General features: G+C 44.0%; 19 protein-coding genes. 8 read left to right on the top strand and 11 right to left on the bottom strand.

Annotation, left to right across the window (positions count from 1 at the left end; translation table 11 throughout):
• Positions 1-25: 25 nt before the first annotated feature.
• From JMX83_RS09275 to JMX83_RS09260, 4 genes are all read right to left on the bottom strand, one after another.
• A complete protein-coding gene (locus JMX83_RS09275) occupies positions 26-1,342 on the bottom strand; it encodes an NAD(P)H-dependent glycerol-3-phosphate dehydrogenase (protein ID WP_201600954.1) in 1,317 nt (438 codons plus the stop codon).
• Positions 1,343-1,465: 123 nt separating this feature from the next.
• Positions 1,466-2,125, bottom strand: a complete 660-nt coding sequence (locus JMX83_RS09270) for a nitroreductase family protein (protein ID WP_201600952.1) — start codon at positions 2,123-2,125, stop codon at positions 1,466-1,468.
• Between the two features lie 134 nt (positions 2,126-2,259).
• Complete coding sequence (gene zapE / locus JMX83_RS09265; RefSeq protein ID WP_201600950.1) at positions 2,260-3,360, bottom strand: cell division protein ZapE; 1,101 nt, start codon at positions 3,358-3,360, stop codon at positions 2,260-2,262.
• A gap of 90 nt (positions 3,361-3,450) precedes the next feature.
• Entirely contained in the window at positions 3,451-4,101 is a 651-nt protein-coding gene (locus JMX83_RS09260; protein WP_201600948.1) for an alpha/beta hydrolase, read from the bottom strand.
• A gap of 291 nt (positions 4,102-4,392) precedes the next feature.
• Here JMX83_RS09260 and JMX83_RS09255 point away from each other — a divergent pair, with 291 nt between their 5' ends.
• The 3 genes from JMX83_RS09255 (at position 4,393) to xseB (ending at position 6,825) form a co-directional block, all read left to right on the top strand.
• On the top strand, positions 4,393-4,761 hold the full coding sequence (locus JMX83_RS09255) for a hypothetical protein (protein ID WP_201600946.1): 369 nt from the start codon (positions 4,393-4,395) through the stop codon (positions 4,759-4,761).
• A 227-nt stretch (positions 4,762-4,988) separates the two neighbouring features.
• Positions 4,989-6,539, top strand: a complete 1,551-nt coding sequence (gene xseA, locus JMX83_RS09250) for an exodeoxyribonuclease VII large subunit (RefSeq protein WP_201600944.1) — start codon at positions 4,989-4,991, stop codon at positions 6,537-6,539.
• A gap of 40 nt (positions 6,540-6,579) precedes the next feature.
• Positions 6,580-6,825 carry an exodeoxyribonuclease VII small subunit gene (gene xseB / locus JMX83_RS09245; RefSeq protein WP_201600941.1) on the top strand — a complete coding sequence of 82 codons (246 nt, stop codon included), beginning with the start codon at positions 6,580-6,582 and terminating at the stop codon, positions 6,823-6,825.
• A gap of 1 nt (position 6,826) precedes the next feature.
• Here the strand turns inward: xseB and pncB are convergent, their stop codons facing one another.
• The 5 genes from pncB to JMX83_RS09220 form a co-directional block, all read right to left on the bottom strand.
• Entirely contained in the window at positions 6,827-8,053 is a 1,227-nt protein-coding gene (gene pncB / locus JMX83_RS09240) for a nicotinate phosphoribosyltransferase (RefSeq protein WP_201600939.1), read from the bottom strand.
• A 302-nt stretch (positions 8,054-8,355) separates the two neighbouring features.
• On the bottom strand, positions 8,356-10,158 hold the full coding sequence (gene msrAB, locus JMX83_RS09235; RefSeq protein ID WP_201600938.1) for a bifunctional peptide-methionine (S)-S-oxide reductase MsrA/peptide-methionine (R)-S-oxide reductase MsrB: 1,803 nt from the start codon (positions 10,156-10,158) through the stop codon (positions 8,356-8,358).
• A 275-nt stretch (positions 10,159-10,433) separates the two neighbouring features.
• Positions 10,434-11,327 (bottom strand): ATP-binding cassette domain-containing protein, encoded by an 894-nt coding sequence (locus JMX83_RS09230; RefSeq protein ID WP_201600937.1) that lies wholly within the window; start codon positions 11,325-11,327, stop codon positions 10,434-10,436.
• 64 nt (positions 11,328-11,391) lie between these two features.
• Positions 11,392-13,323, bottom strand: coding sequence for a glycine betaine ABC transporter substrate-binding protein (locus JMX83_RS09225; protein WP_201600936.1), 1,932 nt, complete (start codon positions 13,321-13,323; stop codon positions 11,392-11,394).
• A 361-nt stretch (positions 13,324-13,684) separates the two neighbouring features.
• Positions 13,685-15,103, bottom strand: coding sequence for a coniferyl aldehyde dehydrogenase (locus tag JMX83_RS09220; RefSeq protein WP_227675805.1), 1,419 nt, complete (start codon positions 15,101-15,103; stop codon positions 13,685-13,687).
• Between the two features lie 454 nt (positions 15,104-15,557).
• Here JMX83_RS09220 and lipB point away from each other — a divergent pair, with 454 nt between their 5' ends.
• The 4 genes from lipB to JMX83_RS09200 all read left to right on the top strand — a co-directional run bounded on the left by lipB (position 15,558) and on the right by JMX83_RS09200 (position 18,967).
• On the top strand, positions 15,558-16,412 hold the full coding sequence (gene lipB / locus JMX83_RS09215; RefSeq protein WP_201601008.1) for a lipoyl(octanoyl) transferase LipB: 855 nt from the start codon (positions 15,558-15,560) through the stop codon (positions 16,410-16,412).
• A 193-nt stretch (positions 16,413-16,605) separates the two neighbouring features.
• A complete protein-coding gene (locus tag JMX83_RS09210; RefSeq protein WP_057759479.1) occupies positions 16,606-17,136 on the top strand; it encodes an inorganic diphosphatase in 531 nt (176 codons plus the stop codon).
• A gap of 158 nt (positions 17,137-17,294) precedes the next feature.
• The gene (locus tag JMX83_RS09205; protein WP_201600932.1) at positions 17,295-17,762 is read left to right on the top strand and encodes a hypothetical protein; all 468 of its coding nucleotides are present in this window, start codon (positions 17,295-17,297) and stop codon (positions 17,760-17,762) included.
• A 287-nt stretch (positions 17,763-18,049) separates the two neighbouring features.
• Positions 18,050-18,967, top strand: a complete 918-nt coding sequence (locus JMX83_RS09200; RefSeq protein WP_095568602.1) for a hypothetical protein — start codon at positions 18,050-18,052, stop codon at positions 18,965-18,967.
• A gap of 350 nt (positions 18,968-19,317) precedes the next feature.
• Here JMX83_RS09200 and JMX83_RS09195 read toward each other — a convergent pair whose 3' ends face one another.
• Entirely contained in the window at positions 19,318-20,205 is an 888-nt protein-coding gene (locus JMX83_RS09195) for an SDR family NAD(P)-dependent oxidoreductase (protein WP_201600931.1), read from the bottom strand.
• Positions 20,206-20,404: 199 nt separating this feature from the next.
• Between JMX83_RS09195 and JMX83_RS09190 the strand changes: the two genes are divergently transcribed.
• Positions 20,405-20,812 carry a DUF1622 domain-containing protein gene (locus JMX83_RS09190; protein WP_238037552.1) on the top strand — a complete coding sequence of 136 codons (408 nt, stop codon included), beginning with the start codon at positions 20,405-20,407 and terminating at the stop codon, positions 20,810-20,812.
• Positions 20,813-20,888: 76 nt separating this feature from the next.
• Here the strand turns inward: JMX83_RS09190 and dusB are convergent, their stop codons facing one another.
• Entirely contained in the window at positions 20,889-21,920 is a 1,032-nt protein-coding gene (gene dusB / locus JMX83_RS09185) for a tRNA dihydrouridine synthase DusB (RefSeq protein WP_201600928.1), read from the bottom strand.
• Positions 21,921-21,989: the final 69 nt, after the last annotated feature.

The raw sequence follows: 21,989 nt of genomic DNA, 5'->3' as shown, positions 1-21,989 counted from the left end.
CAACAGTACCTTTTAATAGAACATCTTACTTATCAGCATCGCTATTTTTACTTTTGGCATCGGCTTTGGTATTGTCTTTAGCGCTGTTACTTGAGTTTTTCATATGAGCGGTAAGCGCAGCATTGCTATGGTCATGCGCCATCACAAACTCAACATCACTACGGAACCCAGCTTCCATCAAATGTAGTGCCACGCCTAGCGCTGCTTTATCTTCATAAATGACTGCATAGAGCGCATGGGTGATAGGCATATAGATGCCCGCTTTGGTGGCTTTTTCGTGGACTTGCTGAATGGTGTTGACTCCTTCAGCAGTTTGACCCAGTTTTTTGACTGCGGCATCAATACTCATGCCGCGACCTAGCATATTACCAATACGATAGTTGCGGCTTAGCTCTGAGCTACAAGTGGCATATAGATCACCTACTCCTGACAAACCTAAAAAGGTCAGCGGATTGGCCCCTTCTTCGACACCGAAACGACTCATCTCTGCTAAGGCACGAGTAAGAATCATTGCTTTGGTATTTTCACCCACTTCATAAGCAGCTGCCATACCCATGGCGATGGCATAGATGTTTTTGAGCGCGCCGCCAAGCTCGACACCGCGTACATCATCACTCGCGAACACTCTAAAGAAGGCACTGTGTAAGGCCGCTTGGACCGCATGACGCAATGGCTCAGACTCACTTGCAATCACCGTGGCAGACGGCATGTTTTTCATGATTTCTATGGCAAGGTTTGGCCCTGACATGACACCGAAATTCACTTCAGGCAACACTTCTTTAATAATGTCGCTCATCATGGCAAAGGTATCTTTCTCCATCCCTTTGGTCAGCGATACGATAGACTGCCCACTGATCAAAGGCGCAATGTTTTTTACCGTTTCGCGAAAAGCCAATCCCGGCACGGCGATAAAAATAATATCTTTGTCTTTGACGGTAGCCGCCAGATCATGACTGTATTTCAAACGGTCATCAAGCTTGTAGCCAGGCAGATATTTTTTATTAGTTTGAGTTTTTGCCATCGCTTTTACAGTACGTTTATTACGTACCCACAGCGTAGCATCGCAGCCATTACGCGCAGCCAAATTTGCCATTGCCGTACCAAAGCTACCACCACCTAAAAACGCCAAACGCAGCTTGGTAGGATTGCTGTGAATCTCTGCCATATCTTTTGCGACTGCCGACTCAACCGGGTTAGGTGTTGATTTTTTACGACCGATGCCTGACTTACTTGCACGCTCTAAGATACCTGCCAACATGCCGTTTTGTTTTTCAGACGTATTGTTGCCCGCCTCATTGTTAGCGCTGTTGTTATCTTTATTGCTATCGTTAGGACTTGTCATGTTCTTTTATCCATGTTGACTGACTTATTCTCAATAGGAGCTACTGTTCCCAGATATTTCCGATACTCGGGCTCACGGTCTTTTTGAGGTAATAATTTTACCAAGAGACAACACCGAGTCAAATTATGACTCGAAGCGTACTAACGGTTCGATATCAATAGGTTTGCGTTTGGATTCATCTTTTGGACTAGTGCCAGTATAAACAAAAGCAGTCACATAATCATCTGGACCCACATCAAAATAAGCTTTTACCGCAGGCTCGTTACATAACAGCCCAGTACGCCAAACTGTACTAAATCCCTGAGCTTTGAGTGCCAGTATCAAATTTTGCACAGCAGCACCGGCACTTAGCATTTGCTCAAAGGGTGGGACTTTTTTATGCTCTTGCATTTGCGTCACGACCGTTATGATAACAGGCGCTCGAAGCGGCATAGTATGGGTTTTTTTGATGGTTTTCTCAGACAGCTCTTCGCCATCTTTGAGCGCTTTTTCTTTTACTGCGGCTACCAACGCGTTACCTAGCTCGTGACGTGCCTCCCCTTGGGTCACAATAAAGCGCCATGGACGCAGTTTTTTATGATCGGGCGCTGTCGCTGCACACTCAATAGCAGACTCAATTTGATCCCGCGTTGGGGCTGGTGTATCCAAATTACCCATGCTGCGTCTTGAATTAATCCAACCAATCAGCTCTTCACTGCTAGCTGAGACATCATTTGCGGCTACATTCTGAACAGGCAGTTTATTGTCCTGTGACGCTTGGTTATTTTCATCTATTGTAGTCATTGTCTGTCCTTATTTATTATTATTTCTTTCTTTTTACGAACTACTTTTAAATTTGATACTTGTCATTGAAAATACTAAGCACCGAATGCTAAAAAACATTTGAGCTCTAGCAATACCGTTTTAAAAAACATCAACTATGCAGCATCTTCGACACGGTGATCCATGCGTAGATAGTCTTCTGACTGCATCTCAAGCAAGCGCGAGCGGGTACGCTCAATCTCAAACGCTAGCTTTTCCCCTTGATACAAGTCCAAAATCGATTGCTCTGCGCGTACCAACAGTTTTACACGGCGATCATAAAACTCATCAACCAGATAAATAAAACGGCGCGTTGGATCACGCAAATCATCATCTAAAGCGGGTACTGAATCAACTAATACCGTGCTGAATTGTTTTGCAAGCTCAATAAAATCAGATGCCGAGCGCGGCGCCATGCATAAATGTCGAAAATCGCAAAACAAGATATCTTCGGTACGCGCGTTGACTTTGACTTCGCGGCCATTGATAGTAATTGGCTCGTTGCTAATTTTTTGATTATTAGACAAGCTGGCAAAGCGGTTAGCTAACCAGTGATGGTTGGCTTTAGTCATTGGTGATTCATATAACTCTGCTTGCTGAAGCACGCGCAGACGATAATCAATACCGGAGTCGATATTCATCACTGTCGTATGGCTCTCAACCTCTGCAATGGCTGGTAGAAAACGGTCACGGTGCAAACCATCTTTGTACAAACCAGATGGCTCAATGTTTGACGTAGCGACCAAGGTAATACCGCGATTAAACAGCATCGTAAACAAATCACCCAAAATCATGGCATCAGAGACGTTAGACACAAAAAATTCATCAAAGCAAATAATGACCGCTTCTTTATAAATAATATCGGCAACTTTTTCGAGTGGATCACTTTCGCCTTGGAGTTTATTCAATTCTTGATGAACACGCTGCATAAAATGATGAAAATGTAGGCGCATTTTGCGTTCAATGGTCAATGAATCGTAAAACATATCCATCATCCACGTCTTGCCGCGACCGACACCGCCCCACATATATAATCCAGTTGGCGCGACAGGCTTGGATTTCAAAAATCCAAAGAACCCTTTCTTTTGCGGTGCGCTATTGATGAGCTGATGGTAGATCTCATCAAGATAACTCATGGCCTGAAACTGCTGCTCATCCCGAGTAAACTCATCTGTACTGACGGCTTTCTCGTAACGTTGCAATGGAGATAAACTCATAATACGACTCATCGTTGGATTAAATAAATATCAAAATATTGGGGTGGCTAAGTGCGAGCCTAAAACATGCATTAGCGATTAGGGTCAAAACTATGCATTGCTATGCGTTTCTAATAACTTTTTAAGTTCTGATAAGCGACCATGAAAAAAGTGACCAGCACCATCGACGACGCTTACTACAATTCCTAAGCGATCTGCAAATGCCTGCATATTTTCAGGCGCGATTACTTCATCCGCATTACCATAAATCTCAAAAGTTCTATCCGCAGGCAAACTAATATCAGTACTGTCGTTTTTTTCGACTGATGGTGCGATAAGTGCGATTTTCGACACATCAAAATCATCCAACCCCCATATATGCGCGGCTTCAAGTACTTGCTCAGCCACGCGGGCCGTGACATAACCACCAAAAGAAAAACCGCCAAGCCATAGCTTTCGGGCATTGGTTTGTTCAGCAATCCATTGTAGCACGGTCATTGCATCGACCACTTCACCTTCCGCATAATCATGCTCGCCTGTCGATTGACCAACGCCGCGGAAGTTAAAACGTACCACATGCATGCCATTGTCACGGGCAAAGCGGTACATAGTCGTGACCACTTTATTGTTCATTGTCCCATCGAACAACGGATTGGGATGGCATAGCAGCGCGACGGTATCTGTATTTGGGTCATTAGGATTGTCATTTTGCCATAGTGCGTCGACCTCGAGCACACCAGCAGGAGCAGGAATCAATTGCATAGTATTACTTATTAATAAAAAATGAATGGCTCAATTATCCTAGATATGATTTTTATTTCAAGTGATTTGCTGTGTACGGGTGCGACTTGTTTTATTTTAGGCCAAAATTGACTCGTAGCAGTTGAGTATATTATTGATTTAAGCAAGCTTTGTTTGTCATAGATTGGGTAGGCAATACTGCTGTAATACCGCACACAATAAGCGTCTAGACAGGTAATATCTAGATACGTTACATTCATGAAGCTTTGCCTATCGCTAAGACGTTCTGTTTATATACATTAGGAATTATTTATGAATACCTTTAATAAAACTGCCAGTTTAAGTGCAATATTGGCCGGTGCGCTCGTTTTAAGCGCTTGTCAAAGCACGCCATCATCACCAGTGATCCAGCGCGCTAACTCTATTTATGAAACCACTGGCATTGCTGATACCAAAGTCAAAGCACAGCAAAATGCGATCGATAGTGCGCAAAAAACCTGTCGAAGCAAACAAGTCATTATCGTTGATGACAATGTCAAATATAATGGCATCTTAAATGAACGTACTGGCCGTATGGTTGGACAAGTGGGTTCCGTGGTCGGCTCAATCTTTGGTACAGGCACACCAGATTTGTCACGCAATGATGATTATGAGTACAAGATCAATTTTCGTTGCCAGTAACTCTCTATCAGCAACTCTCTAAATGAGCGACGCCATTTGCGTTTCTCTAGCATCACCTGACATACTGTGATTTATGAAATAGCCAACAAGCTGCGATATGGATAATATATCAATCAAAGCTTGTTGGCTTTGCTTTTTGTGTGCGCCCTTTTGGGTTAAACTATCCGCTATCGTATTCAGCACATCCTCATTAGTCTTTATGTTTTCATTATCCTTGGTCTTATATCATGCGCAAACCCAATCTTTCAAACATCAAACAGGCCAAAGTACTCGAACCTGCCAAAGATTTGGCCACTCTAGAGGCCGAACTCGCTGAGCAAGAAGACGAGCTAGAAGATACCGTTTTACGCCTTAGTGACTATTTATCCGCGGTTGAAATGGTCATCAAACAGACCTTTGACCACCGGGTCTGGGTAAAAGCAGAAATCCGTAACCTATCTAGCAAGGGTGGTCACTATTATTTTGAATTGGCAGAAAAAGACGATGATGGCAAAGTGGTCGCCAGTTGCCGCGGCAATCTATGGCGCTTTAAAGCGGCTCGTGTATTAGCCAAGTTTGAACGCGCGACTGGTATGCCGCTTGAGCGTGACTTGACCGTACTCCTCAAAGTATCGGCAGGATTCCATGCCCAGTATGGCTTTTCAATCACAGTTGAGGATATCGACCCCAGCTATACGCTAGGCGACTTGGCACGGCAATATGCAGAAATGGTCGATCGTTTAACAGGCGAAGGGCTATTACACCTTAATCAGCAGCTACCCGCTCCTTTTGATATCGAACATGTGCTGGTTATTGCTCCTGAAAAGGCCGCCGGATTGGGCGATTTTCAAGCAGATGCGGATCGCTTAGCCGGTACAGGTGCGTGTCACTTCCACTATCATAATGCGACTTTTCAAGGCAATCATGCGCCTGCGGAGATACGCCAAGCCATCGTTAATGCTCAGCAGCAGTTTTATGACACTTATCAGCGTTTGCCTGATTTATTGGTCATTATTCGCGGCGGCGGTGCGGTTGGTGATTTGGCTTATCTCAATGATTATGAGCTGGCAGCGTTGGTTGCTGAGCAGCCTGTGCCTGTCTGGGTTGGTATCGGTCATGAGCGTGACAAAGTCATCTTAGATGAAGTGGCGCATACCAGCTTTGATACGCCCTCAAAAGTGATTGCTGCTATCCATAGCCATTTAGCCCAGCTCGTCACTCAAACGCTGCACTATCAGGCGCAAATCAAGCAAGCTGCTCAGCGCCAATTGAATACTGCTGAGCAACAAACCGCACGCCAGTTAAGCCAAATACAGTCACAGACTATCGGACAACTCACCGCTCTACGAAAAGACAGTGACTATGCGTGGCGCAGCATTCAACAAAGCGCACAGCGCCAAGTAAAGCAAGCAGTCAGACTAACAGCTGAGCGATATACGCAAACGCAAACCTTGGCACGTCAACAACTGACGAAAGCCGCGACTAATAGCAGAAGTCATCAAGAGTCAATCATGCAAAACGCGCAGCAGCAAATTGTGCAAGCACAGCGCGATAGCGAACATCTACGTGATATTGTGCTATTACATCGCCCGTCTCGCGTGCTCAAACAAGGCTATGCCATGCTCACGGATGCCAAAAACAACCAAACGCTCACGAGCAGCACCCAACTGTCTCCTGAGCAAACTGTCAATATCATTTTAAAAGATGGCAACGCAAAAGCGCAGATTATCGATATCAATATGGATAAGAAAGCGACTGAAATCTCAGACATGCCCATTCAATCATATAATAATATCTAACAACTACTTATCTACTTACCTTTAAACATTAGGAAACTTTATGACCACCCCTACTCGCAGACGCAAAAAAGCCGCCCCAAAAACCTTTAAGGCGGCTTACGACATTTTAAAAACCAATGCGACTGAACTGCAGCAACAAGACGAGCCTGATATTGATAACCTAATGACTACGGTTGAAGAATCTATTGCGGCTTATCACGTTTGCGAAACCCGTATCAATGCGGTACAGCAAGCATTGGATGCAGCCTTCGCCGAAGAAAAATCTACTAGCAGCACGGACAATTAGATTATTCAGGCTCATCAACTTCAAAGACTTGGCGTAGATAGGCAAGATACGTGTCATTATTAATCATGGTCTTGCCTGGGCTATCAGACAGCTTGGCCACTGGCTGACCATTGCATTCGACTAATTTGAGCACGATATTAATCGGTGTGATGCCCATATCATTAGTCAAATTGGTGCCAATGCCAAAGCTGGTTCTAATACGATCTTTGAAGTATTGATGCAGCTCCCACGCTTTTTCTAAATCCAGCCCATCGCTGAAAGTCAAAATCTTTGTCTTTGGATCTATCTTTAGCTTTTCATAATGTGCCACTGCCTTATCTCCCCAGATGTAAGGGTCGCCACTATCGTGACGTAACCCATCAAAGAGCTTGGCAAAATACAAATCAAAGTCGCGCAAGAACGCATCCATGCCGACCACGTCTGTCAATGCAATGCCCAGATCGCCCCGGTACTCATGCACCCATGCTTCAAGCGCGGCCTTTTGTGAATCACGCAAACGCACATCTAATGCCTGAAATGCTTGCATAAACTCATGTGCCATCGTGCCTATCGGTGTCATTCCTAGCTGTTTTGCCAGATATACATTGGATGTACCGCCCACGATTTTTGGCTCAGCTTTGTGTAGTGTCTCAACCACATGCGCTTGCCAGCGTTTACTAAAGCGTCGACGCGTCCCAAAATCAGCGACGATAAACGGCGGTATATCACGCCCATACTTTGCCTGCTCTAGGGCATATTGATGCAACAGCGCTACTTTTTCATCAAGGCGACGTTGCCCTTCTTCAATCACACTATCATTCGATAACGCATTAAAATAAAGCTCATTGACGATAGCCAGTACAAATACTTCAAAGAACATTGCCTGAATCATCGGTCCTTCGATGTCGATAGACAGGCGACCTTTATCATCGGTACTGACTGTAATAAACCGGCGTTTTAACTTGAATAACTCAAGATAATCGACAAAGTCTGAGCGCATAAAGCGCAAACTACGAAGGTAGTCCAGCTCATCCGGCAAAAAACGCAGCTCACACAGGCTATCTAGTTGCTGCTCTAAATCTTTTTGAATATCGGCCAGTGGATAAGCCGACTCTTTATTATTGCGGCAGCGAAAACGATATACGCCATGTGTCTGTGGAAACTGATGCAGCATGGCTTGTAACATCGTAAATTTGTACAAATCATTATCGAGCAGTGAGGTAATAATGGGTGAATAGGTAGCAGTCATGCTATGGCCTTAAAAGTGCAGAAATGAGAAACAAGTGTCACCGAAACGACCAAGCGACCTTATGTCTGAATAATAAATGATATCTGGATAATAAATAATAGACACTCATAGAGTGTGCATCACCAATAAACCATCAAGTATAGCGAAGTTTGGGGTTTATTTCAGAATTCGCGTCAGATTGCAGCAAAATTCGTACAACTAGCGAAAATGATAATCAAATATCTAACAGTACATGGCACAAAAAAGACGCTAAGATTGAACTTGGCGTCTTTTTTATTTATTCAAAGGTAGCAATAAAACGACTATGATTTCACCAGTTTTACTAGTGGTGCATAGCCTGATTGCGGCATCACACTAACTGGGATGAATTGTAGCGCCCCGCCATTGATACAATAACGCAGACCACCACGGTCTTTTGGACCATCAGGAAAGACATGGCCCAAATGCGAGTCAGCCACGCGGGAACGAACTTCAGTACGTACCATATTAAAGGCATTATCCTGATGCTGGGTAATCACTTGCATATCAATAGGCTTAGTAAAGCTGGGCCAGCCGCATCCTGACTGGTATTTGTCCGTCGACAAAAACAACGGCTCACCACTGACCACGTCAACATAAATACCAGGCGCAAATAAATCATCATATTCATGACTAAAGGCGCGCTCCGTCCCAGCCTCTTGCGTGATATTGTACTGCGCTTTGGTCAATGTATTCTTTAGCGCATTTTTATCAAATTTAGCATAGCGCTTGGGGTCTAACGTCTCAGCCACGGTATTAACGGGTGCAAGGGTCACTGGCGCAAGCTTAGTACGAGTTGTCTCTTCAGGCTTATCATCAGCAAGACTTAAATCAATATGACAATAGCCGTTTGGATTTTTTGCTAGATAATCTTGATGGTACATCTCAGCCAAATAGAAATTATCTAAAGGCTCATTTTCGACCACGACTTTTTGCTCGTATTTGCTTTGTACACGCTTGAGCGCAGCATCAATCACGGCTTTATCTTCTTTGTCGGTGTAATACACACCTGAGCGATACTGGACGCCCCGATCATTGCCTTGTTTATTTAAGCTCGTTGGATCAACCACTCGGAAATAGTATTTTAAGATGGTATCGAGGTCTGTTTTGTCGGCATCATAGGTAACTTTTACGGTTTCTGCATGCCCTGAACCACGAATGACTTGCTCATAGCTTGGGTTGGCTGTATCGCCATTGGCGTAACCTGATACGGCATCAACAACGCCGTCGACACGCTCCATATAAGCTTCAACACCCCAAAAACAGCCCCCTGCAAGGTAGATTGAGCGGGTGTTGATTGGTTTGCCTGTCTCATTGTAATACACGCCATCTTTTTGCTTGATAGATTCGATTTTATTGTTGTCTGATGCTTGTGCATTGGCAGGTTTAGCGTTACCTGCTTTGAGCTCAGCGAAGCCATTATCTGCATTTTCGGCAAGTGCGTAAGCCTGCTCTGCTGATATATTACCTTTTACCAAGTGTACCAGATTGCCATTTTTATCGAGGATAGCCCAGCTCGGATAAACTTGCACGCCAAGCTTATTGATAAGTTCACCTGAAGGATCAGTCAAGACAGGCAAGTTTGGGTAGTCAGCTTGTACGCCCGCATACCAAGTACTAAATTCACCATCAGCTTTTTCATTGAGATGACCGGGGCTTGCGACTGTCACCACGTTTAAGCCTGAAAACTTAGGATCAGTGCGCCACGTCTCAGTCTCCTCTAATGTACCCAAACATAACGGGCACCAGCTTGCCCAGAATTTTACCAAGGTCGGCTTATTAGGATCAATCACTGCCGCACCTGTGTCGCCTAAGCCCTTTGTTAGCTGCGGCAATGCTTGCATTTGTTTGAGCATATCGGAGGGCAACATGTCACGCGAGCTGGTGACGCCAGTATTTTGACTACCTGATTTGGTACTACTGCTTGCGCTGCTTTCTGCATTACTCATCTGGCCACAAGCCACCAATATGCCTGCACTTAGCACTGTCGTCATGCTAAAGGCGCTAACGTTTTTTAGCCAGCTTGATGAGCGAGGTTTCTTAGTTTCTTCATGATTACTATTTTTTTGATTGTTTTTATATGACATGACGTGTCCTTGTTACGGATGGTGCGAGTTTTGGCAACTATGAGCGTGTAAATAGCTCAAAATCCTATTATGAGGCAACTCAAGTTAAAGAGATAAGACTTTGAAAAATGGTGGAGAGACAGTGATTCGGACTGTTGAGACGCATTAGTTTGTCTTAATAGTATACAACGCTATTGGAGCCTACTTCAATAGTAAGCTATCGATAGCTACACTTATTTAACAGGATAGTAAGAGTCCTGATATAGAGGGCGTTTCAATACAATAATCAGTGCATATCAAGCCTTTGCACTCATAAATTGCTCAACATAGTCATCGGCAGGATTGTGCCTTAAGTCGCTTGGCGTTCCTGTCTGTATTAAGCGTCCACCATTTAGAATACTGATGCGCTGACCGACTTTGACTGCCTCATCAATATCATGGGTGATAAAAACAATGGTTTTATTGAGTCGATCTTGCAATGCAAGCAGTTGATCCTGCAACTGGGCACGAATGAGGGGATCAAGCGCAGAGAACGCCTCATCCATTAGTAAGATAGGATTGTCCGTTGCTAAGGCTCGAGCCAGCCCAACACGCTGCTGCATCCCGCCTGATAACTCATCAGGGTAGCTGTGCTCTAAATTGTTAAGGCCCACTTCATTGAGCCAGTGACGCGCGACCTCATGACGCTCGCTCACACTCATTTTTCGGACACGCAGACCATAAGCGACATTTTGAATCACAGTCATGTGCGGAACTAAGCCGAAATGCTGGAAAACCATGCTGACTGTTTGCTGGCGGTAGTGCTGCAACTGTTTATCATTGAGTTCTAAAATATTGATAGCGTTAGATGAGCGTTTGTCTACTGGCGCAGTGTTTGCCTGCGGATTATCCTTGGCGTGCGTTTTGGTATTGACCGTTGTATTAACCCATATCTCACCGCTGGTTGGATCAATCAAGCGATTGAGATGACGTATCAAGGTCGACTTGCCAGAGCCTGATAGCCCCATGATGCAATGTAGCTCGCCTGCCTTGATATTCAAGTTGATATCGTAAAGTCCAACCGAGTAGCCGGTTTGTTCTTTGACTGCAATACTATCCATACCCTCAGCCAGTAACGTCAATGCAGACTGGGCTTGCGTGCTATTGGCATTATAGATTTTACTGATATTTTTTAGCTGGATATGATTCATCGTGACTCTCGCTATTTGCTTGATTTTTTACGCTGGCTTTATTCATTGACTACTAGACGCATTATTACCCAATCGGACGCCTGCCTGCTTTGATTGTTTTTTGACGAGCGCGCTTCCCTTGACCAAAGGCTTGAGTGATGCGGTCAATTATAATGGCAACGATAACGATAGCCGTACCTGCTTGTAAGCCTTGCCCGATATTGAGCGTTTGGATAGATTGCAATACATCTTCACCAAGGCCCGGGGCACCAATCATCGACGCCAGTACCACCATGGCAAGCGACATCATCACCGCTTGGTTAATACCTGCCATGATACTAGGCAGTGCTTGTGGTAATTTAATCCAAATAAGTAGCTGTAAATGCGTACTACCAAAAGAGCGTCCTGCTTCGACCATTTCGTGATTGACTTGCGTGATACCCAACGTCGTCAGGCGAATCAGTGGTGGCAGCGCATAGATAACCGTTGCAAAGAGTGCAGGCACTTTACCAATACCAAACAGCATCAGCACGGGGATGAGATACACAAAGCTTGGCATCGTCTGCATCACATCGAGGACTGGCGTCACAATTTTTCGCAGCAGCTTGCTACCCGACATAGCAATACCGATAGGAATACCGATCACCACCGTGACCAGTACGGATACGATGAGTAACGCCAAGGTATCAATCAGCGCGCCCCATAACCCAAAAGCACCAATCAAAAACAGCCCTGCACCGCATGCCAGCGCGAACCAAATCTTGCGTACACCAAACCAAGCAAGCACCGTCACAAGCGCGATAATGAGCCAAGGCGGAATAACCGTTAATAATCGCTCAATGGGTAACAGCAAGTAAGTAAGTGTCACCGTGCTAATAGTGCGAAATACGTCTCCATAGTTTTGGACGACGCTTGATAAGGCATTGTTGAGCGGAGTCTCAAGCGACCACGAAGGGAAGCTGGATGAGAGTGCTGACTGATCACTATTATAGGTAGCTGGATCAGCACTGATAACAGCACCGTTTAAGCTAATGCCTAGCTTAGTCGCAAGATTAGTGGCAGCGTCTTCAGACAACCATTCTTTCCAAACATTTGGGTTATCACGCAAAAACGCCAACGCCTGCTCATCGCCACTACGCTTACTCTCACTCATTTCCAAGATAGCGCCGTTCAGCTCATCAGGCGTAAACTGTACCTTTTTGAAGACCTCTGCTAGCTCAGGGTTGGATTCGATAAATGGGGTAGATACGGCAATACCGAGAGGCGATACTGGAAAACCAGATACACAATCAGATGTACCGTCAGCGAGTAATAGGTCTTGCCAGCAGGCATCTTTATGAGGGGGAAACTCCAAAGCAGCAAAGTCATACTTTGCCATTAGGCCCGTAGGCTGCCAGTAATAAAACAATAGCGGCTTGTGCTGCTCAAAAGCAGAGGCGATTTCGGCATCGAGCGCAGCGCCCGTACCGGGGTGAGCATTGTTAAAGATACTACCAAGCCCTGTATTTTTTAGCAGACGCGTATTAAAAATCTCACAGGTCCAGCCAGAGGGACAATTCATAAAGCGAGATTTGCTCGGATCTTCAGTGTCTTTGAATAGCTGAGCATATTTTGGCAGGTCTTGATAACGACGTAGCCCTGGGTTTTCTTCCAACACGTATTTTGGGACATACCAGCCTTGGGTCGCACCGCCTTTGAGCGTATCGCCAATGACGGCCACTTTGTTCTGCTCGATGGCATCTTCCATGATTGGTGAGCGTCCAATCCACTGCTCACCGATGATCTGAATATCGTTTTGAGACAATGCGGTCTCAAGCGCAGGCCCTGCTCCTGGTACTTCTTCTACCGTACAGCCATAACCTTCTTCAGCAATATACTTAAGCACCCCAGAGGTAAACTGTCCGCTCTCCCACGTCAGTGCGCCAAACTTGATCGGTGACTGACAAGCTGCGGATGCTGATACAGGCAGCAACAGCGCGCTCATACACAGTAAGCTTAATGCAATCCATTGGCGCATGTTCTGTCCTATTTATCGTTTTTTACTGGCATGAAAGAAGCATCAAAACCACAGAATTTCACGATACCATGTTGATTCACAACATCTATGAATCATCTACTGTTGTTTAGACTTACTACAAAGTGTAGCGACTTATAGGAGTAATGACAAATGCTTATTTATCGATTGCTGAGATGGTTAAACCTCAGGCCATGCAGATATAAACGCTATCATTAATAAATCTTTTTCCAATGCTAACCTTTGATTTTGGGACAAAAAAATAGCACCTATTTTGATAGATGCTATAGATATAGGTACTATAGATTACGGTATCAAATGAAGAGAGTTCAAAATCAATTTTTGAATAACTCCCATAGGGCAACTATTTCAAAAACAGTGCCATCGCCTTTTTAAACAGTCCACCATAAGGCGGCAATAAGAAATTGAGACCATTTAGCTTGGTCTGTACAAAGATAGGTTTCATATGGCTCAAGCGCTCAAAGCCCGCTTTGCCATGGTATGCGCCCGTACCAGAGTCACCGACCCCACCAAACGGTAAGTCATGCTGGGCGACATGCATGATCACTTCATTAATACATAGACCACCAGAGACCGTGTTGTTACGCACGTTTTCGACGCTATTATAGCTGTCACTAAAGACATATAGCGCTAGTGGCCGTGGACGCGAGTTCACAAAATAAATTGCATCGTCGAGTGTCTCATAATGCATCAGCGGCAAAATCGGAGCAAAAATCTCATTTTGCATCAGATCGCTATCAGGCGCAGGCTCGCTCACAATCACAGGTGGCATCAGACGCGTTTCTATATTGGGCTCAACCGCAGTAAGTGCGTGTATCTCATCACCTGTTAGCGCGTCTAAGTAGCCCTTAACCCGTTTAAACTGCTCACCATTGATAATGCGTGAATAGTCTGGATTGTTTTCGATATTGGGATAGTGCTTGGCCATCCACTCTTTTGCCAAATGGATAAACTGGTCATGATATTGACGCTGAATCAATACATAATCTGGGGCAATACAAGTCTGACCTGCATTTAGTGTTTTGCCCATCATGACACGGTTGACCACCGACTCTAGATTGGCATCATCCAATACAATCACTGGTGACTTACCGCCAAGCTCAAGCGTCACTGGTGTTAAGTTAGGCGCGGCGGCAGCCATCACCTTTTTGCCTACAGCAGTCGAACCCGTGTATAACAAGTGGTCAAATGGCAACTCACTAAAGGCGGCAGCAATATCAACCTCGCCCAGTACCACACAGATCATATCTGGCGAAAAATAACGAGAAATGGCATCAGCGAATGTCTGAGCAAACTGCGGCGCAGCTTCGCTCATTTTGACCATGATTCGGTTGCCCGCGGTGATTGCATCAATCATCGGACCAATCGCCAAAAACAGTGGATAGTTCCACGGCACCATAATGCCGACCACACCCAATGGCTGCGGCTGAATCTCATTGTGAGCTGGCATATACAACGCTGAAATAGGCGCGCGATGTGCTTTCATCCACTTTTTGCCGTGTTTTTTGGCGTGACTGATACCTGTGAAGCTCGGAAACAGCTCGGCAAACTGAGTCTCTGATTGGCTACGATACCCAAAGTCTGCGCTGATTGCTTTTGCAAAGCTTTCTTGATTGTCGCTTAGCATCACTTCTAAATTATCTAGCTGAGTCTCACGAGTGCCCCAGTCATTGATCGGCCGCGTACGGCTCAATGTTTGTAGGCGTGAGAATTGAGATTTCATCTCATCGATGGTTTTTGCAGTACTCAGTGCTTCAGGCATACGCTGCAGCGCAAAACCTGCATCGGTTGGGGCCTGCTCATGGGCGTGTTTGTTGCTATCTGTCATTTGTCTTCCTTGTCGTAGTCACATGTACTCATATGTCGTGTAGTCACTACATTATATTGGGTCATAGGCGCTGTCTTTCTAGTCAGACGCGCGCTTTAATAACCTGCCCTGACTGTCAATTTCATCAGATTCCATTCATTATACTTTAATGTAGCGCATCAACTGTGCAATGAACAGCACCTTTCATTGACTGCTGCGTTTGTAATCGCCTACTAAAGCCATGATATTAAAATGGTTTTACTTTTTTCTAGTGCGTTTCTATTGGTACTCACATGCCAGATCCGATGCTAGACTGCAGATAAACTTTGGGCGATAGATGCCAAAACTGCTACACTACCTATCGACATTATCTATCTTTAAACCAGACAATAATAAGACAGACACGCTCATGCAAAACGACACACAACTGCTCAATGACACGCTGATCAGTAAATCTCTGTCAGCAGCCGATTATGTTCCCACTCTCGATGCCATGCTGTCACGTACTCTCGAACGTATCGATCTAAAAAAACAGCAAGGACTACGCACGCCTGATGAGTTATGGATCGTTGACCATAACGATGTCTATACGCTTGGACAAGCAGGCAAAGAAGAGCATATACTGCAGCGCACCGACACGCCTATCATCAAGACCGACCGCGGTGGTCAGGTAACCTGGCATGGTCACGGACAGCTGGTCCTTTATTGGTTGTTTGACTTAAACAGTTTGGGCTGGAGTGTGCGCCATCTGGTCTCCCATGCTGAGCAAGCGATCGAAGACGTCGTCAATGACTGTCTGTATAGCTCGCCATCTAGTCGTGACAATATCAGTGCCCATGCCCGCCGTGATGCACCTGGCGTTTACATGTATTCTGACCCCACTGTAGCGGATGACAGTAGCAATGCTAATAGCAACTCGCTAGATGACAAATCTCTTGATAATAAGATTATGCTTGGAAAAATAGCGTCGTTAGGCTTCAAGATTAAGCATGGCTTTAGCTATCATGGTATCGCAATTAACTTAGACTGTGATTTGTCAGCATTCAATGCTATCAATCCCTGCGGTTATGCGGGTATGCAGATGTTGCGCTTGTCTGATTTTGTGGCCATGCAGACAGAATCAGAGCAAAAAGAGTCAGAAACACAAACGACTCAGCAAGTCAGCGATACACTCAGCTACAAGATAGTTACCCAAAAACTTATCGATAACATCGCCAAGCGTCATGCTGGACTGATTGAATTGAGAGCCATCGCGCCAAAGTGAGTTTTGAGTTCATTTTTGCATAATCTTTTTTTGCATAATATCTTGCACGCTTAGACTTAAGCATTAAGAGAAAATTTAGACCAAACTTGTTATAATCGCACCCAGTACAAATCGGATGCGGCAAAAATTTTGCAGTATCCCTAGCTACATCAATCATTCAAACCTCTAAAACAAAAGCAAATTGGAGTATTTCATGGCAGATTTTAATAAAATTTTGGACGCAGGCGACGTAGACGGCGGCATCATCAACGTAGTAGTAGAGATCCCAGCTGGTAGCAGCCATAAAATTGAGTGGAATCGCGAATTGGCCGTATTTGAGCTTGATCGTATTGATCCACAGATTTTTGCTAAGCCATGTAACTATGGTTTTATCCCGCAAACGCTTGACGAAGATGGCGATGAGCTTGATGTGTTGCTACTGACTGAACAGCCACTACCGACTGGTATCTTCCTAAAAGCAAAAGTCATCGGTGTGATGAAGTTTGTTGATGACGGCGAAGTGGATGACAAAATCGTTGTTGTACCTGCTGACGACCGTGACACCGGTAATGCTTACAACAGCCTAGAAGACCTACCAAAGCAGCTAATCAACCAACTAGAGTTCCATTTCAGCCACTATAAAGACCTGAAAAAAGCAGGTACTACTGTAGTTGAATCTTGGGGTGATGTTGCAGAAGCGAAAGAAGTCATCAAAGAATCTATCCAACGCTGGAAAGACCTATAATTTATCAAAATTGGCATAAATGCTAATCGTAGATAAATACCAAAATACCGCGATCGCAATGTGATCGCGGTATTTTTTTGCTTGAATATCGTTTGTGTAAAATGGTTATAATGAACCCTATTACTCATTCACACGCATACGCCGTAATAAGGACAGCCATGTTTAACCCCGACCCTAGCAAAAAGCCGGTCAATACAAAATTGCCAAAAGACGTCATCATGATGGTCGAAAAAAACAACTTGGTAATGGCCATCAAAACGTTGGCGGCAGACGAAAACATCAGTATGGATGAAGCCAAAACTAGGATTGATGCCTACGAGACAGCACTAAAGGTAAAACAACAGCAAAAGCTCAATACCATCGCTAGTAAACAAGGTATCCCCAATCAAGCCATTAGCTTCGATAGAGAGCAAGAGATCGATGACGGGCCTGGACCATTGGTAAAAAATCGTGTCAAAACCACCAAGCAAAGCCAAGGATTTAAGAGCCTGCAAGATGGTGTCGATGGTCAGCTAAACGACTTGGGCTATAAGAAACCTTTGCTCCCTTATTGGCTAAAACGATTACTCGTTATCGCTGTCTTGATGATAGGTATATTTTGGATATTGTGGCGAGTGTTTGTTTAAATAAAGTACTGAATCGCGATACTTTTTATAGAACTGTTTATCGCTGATACTGTAGCCTGCGAGTATTGTTACTCACAGGCTGGACAATAGAAAAGCCTAATAAGCTCTGCTGGTTTCGCTAGTCTGTTATAAGTGGTTCCATGATAGCGGTCTGTTTTAAGTAGTCTGTTAATAGGTTTTTGAAGCCTTTTTGATGGTTCCCCTAGGGTATACCTTTACATAACTATCTCTATTCATTATCTCTTCTACCGGCACGATCAATTATTCATCTTTCAGAGAATATTAACATGAGTAATATGCAACGATTGAAATCCACATTGTTAAATAAAAGTAACGATAAATGGTATGAGAACGGACAGCTATACACTGGCATCATCTTTTTTGATAAACCAGATTATCAAATTGAAGCTTATGAAGTTAAAAATGGTGAGATTATCAAACCTTATGTTTCACCTTGTCAGAGGGGGCTATCTTCACCTATCCAAATAGATTCTACAGAGTTCTGTAATGAGATTGATGACATATACGGTTCTCGTGGAATACCACAACTCTATAAGAATAAGCTATATCAAGGTATGTCTTCTACCTTTGTAGAAGGTAGGTGCGACTTAGAGTTATATACTCACGAAGACGGTATATCTGAAAATCGAATAGACTGGAATACTCTTTCGTATGAACCAAAAGAATTCTTATTAAATTATCTCAATGATGGAGTAATGTACTCTTATAACGAACATTCGAATGAAATAAACTTTACTTATCACTGCTCTCTTGTCGAAAAAAATAATGACGAAAAGGTTGGTATAAGATACACCAAACCGTTAGCCACAGTTGGCTATTTTGAAGTCAGTGGTAATGCTTTAATCACAAAGTCTTATATGAACAGCCCTATATCTGTGCCTGACGTGTATAGAGTATTAAATAGCTATAAGAGCTTTGTATTTAGTAAGTCTATACGGCTCGATATAGATAAAAATCTTATAGAGGATCTATTTGATATATGGATAAAAAATAACAGCTTTGAACACGTTGAAAGTATGTCTATTAATGGACTGAATGGTTTAAAGGATTTAGATTTTTTTAAAAACACACAAGCATTTGGAAAATTAAAAGAGATTCGTCTGAATAAGATAACTTCAACCATACAAATAAATCAACTCAAAGAGCATATGTCTCATATTGATATTATTATACTAAATTACTAATTGTTTATTCCTAAGCTCTAGTTCGATGTCTGTATAGCGCACCGATCACGAACATAATATATATGACAAGTACACCATGAAGTACACTGTGACTATTTCAGCGAGTTAAAACTTTGATACCATTAGCCCACAGCCGAAGATTCAAGTCCTCACTAGGGAACCGCCCATTCTGCGCACAAAGCTACATTATGGCAAATAAACTTTAACCGAAGTAAATTGCTAAGAACAAAAGGCTACTAACGCCTTACCTATCTATATTATAGGAACATTAATACAAATAGATAGAGCATTAAAAAAGGATACCATCGTATCCTTTTTTTGTTTTCATAATAATTGAGAGTAAGCCAATTTTAGTGATGCTCACCAGGGAGAATTCTGGCAAAGGCACGCTGAGCAAAGTTAGGCTTGCTATCCGTCGTTTGCGCCGCCGTCGAACTTGGAAAGATACGATAACCAATTGATTGAATACCGACGTTAAATGCTGGCACCAACGAGTACGTCGCTGAGGCAAATTTGCCCATATTACTGGCGATACTATTTGGCTTATGGACAATCGCTTTTGCGACCATTAATGCGGCTTCATCAGGCATCAAAGCTGGCATATAACGGTATAGCTTGGTTGGGGCGATCATAGGGGTACGTACCAAGGGCATAAAGATATTGGTGACCTTGATATTATCGCCTTTGACTTCCGCGGCTAAGCAACGACTAAACGCATCTAGCGCAGATTTTGACGCCACATACGCAGCAAAACGAGGGCTGTTGGCTAATACACCAATCGACGAGATATTGACAACTTGACCCGTTTGGCGGCTAATCATCGTCGGCAAGAAACCAAGAATAATTTTGACCGCGCCAAAATAATTGATCTCCATAGTGCGCTCAAAGTCATGAAAACGGTTGACCGACTCATGGACTGAACGGCGAATCGAACGACCAGCATTATTGACCAATACATCCACATGTTTAAAATCAGCAAGGATTTGTTCGCTAGTTTTTTCAATCTCATCCATATTGGTAAGGTCACATGGATAATAACTGGCCCTGCCACCCAATATTTCAATATTTTCTTTGACGGTTTTTAGTTTGTCTTCAGTACGCGCCAACAAAATAACATGCGCCCCGCACTCACTTAATAAAAAAGCCGTACGCTCGCCAATACCACTTGACGCGCCTGTAATGATAATATTTTTACCTTTTACTGCTTTGGTTATTGCTTTTTTCGAGGGATTAGCCATAAAAAGTCCTTTTTGTCTGTCCTATACCAATGAATATTCGTTTACAGCATAGCAAAAAAATATCGCATACAGTGAACAAAACACCAGTAGCTGATAGTTAATTTGACGATTTTAGGGGTTTATAGTGATATATCATCATATAATAGTGACGATGTTTAGCGCCATACTTTTTGCTGACTGATACAGAGGAGACGTTATTTTGATCGGAAACTTAACCCACTATATTGACTTGATTGCCAAGATAGTCGAAGTCATAGGTGTCTTGATTATGTTTTTTGGACTCCTCTTTGCTTTTTACAAAGCATTTCGGATATCGGGCGGCCTGAACCACAATACCTACGTAGAGATCAGGCAGACCGTTGGCAAATCCATTCTTTTGGGACTTGAGGTATTGATTGCTGCAGATATTATGGCAACAGTGGTGACAGAGCCGACATTACGCAGCGTCTTGGTGTTGGGTATTATCGTGCTTATTCGTACGTTTTTGAGCTTATCGCTACAAGTTGAGCTAGAAGGCCGATTCCCTTGGCAAAAAGAAAAGCCCACACCTGAGAAAAATCCTGATGCTATGCCTTTCAATGAAGCCGCCCCTATTGATAAAACATAGATTGAATCAATAGAGTTGAAAGAGGTATCAGTGATTTATGCTCATAATAAGCGTGATGAAACTGTGCAGGCCATTACTACTCATACGTCTGCAAAAAACTCTCAACCACGCGGAACTGTCCGGCGGTACTCTCCTCGCCATACATCGCTTGACGGAAGGCGTTGGAGTTGGGGATGCCTGTCGTATACCACGCAATATGCTTGCGGGCGATACGGCAGCCAGAGTACTCGCCATAAAAGTCATACAGCTCTTGCAAATGTGCCAGTACGATTTCCTTTATCTCACTGACACTAGGGGCATCTAGACGCTCGCCAGTACGCAAAAAATGCTCGATATCGCGAAATATCCACGGCTGCCCTTGCGCGGCTCGCCCAATCATCACTGCATCACAGCCTGTCATCTCATAAACATGCTGCGCTTTTTGCGCGCTGTCGATATCACCATTGGCAATGACAGGAATGCTAATGCTGTCTTTGACTTCGCGTATTAACTCGTAACGCGCCTCGCCCGTATACATATCTTCGCGCGTACGCCCATGGATGGCAATCGCGGCAATACCTGCTTGCTCTGCCCGCTTGGCGACTCGTAGGATGTTTTCACGACCATTTTCAAACCCCAATCGTGTTTTTAATGTCACAGGCGCATCAACAGCATTTACAGCGGCATCAAGCAGTCTTGCTACTAAATCCTCATCTTGTAGCAGCGCTGAGCCTGCCAGCTTACGACAAACCTTTTTGGCAGGACAGCCCATATTGATATCGATAATCTGCGCGCCATTATCGATTTGATAACGAGCCGCTTCAGCCAATTTTTCTGGTTCTGCGCCTGCTATCTGTGCAGAAATAGGCGCAATCTCGTTATCAAAGTTGGCACGATATAGGGATTTTTTGCGCGCATAAAGTGCCGTATCAGCGATGATCATCTCACTAACTGCATGACCTGCGCCAAATGATTTGCACAATCGGCGAAAAGGGTTATCCGTCACACCTGCCATCGGTGCGACCATCAAACGGTTTTCAATCGTCAGACCACCTATATTCAATGGCTGCAACAATGGATGGTCAGAAAAAGTCGAGGACGAGGGTAAAACAGGAGAATCAATAGACATAAAAAAACGGCTTGATTTGTAAGGAAAACAAGCCGTTATTCTAAGGATTCTTGCACTTATTGCAAGCGA

Origin of the sequence: Psychrobacter piscatorii, from assembly GCF_904846415.1 — a bacterium.
GTDB classification, from domain to species: Bacteria; Pseudomonadota; Gammaproteobacteria; order Pseudomonadales; family Moraxellaceae; genus Psychrobacter; species Psychrobacter piscatorii.
Note: the sequence above shows the minus strand (reverse complement) of the source record. Positions and strands in the feature narration are given on the sequence as shown.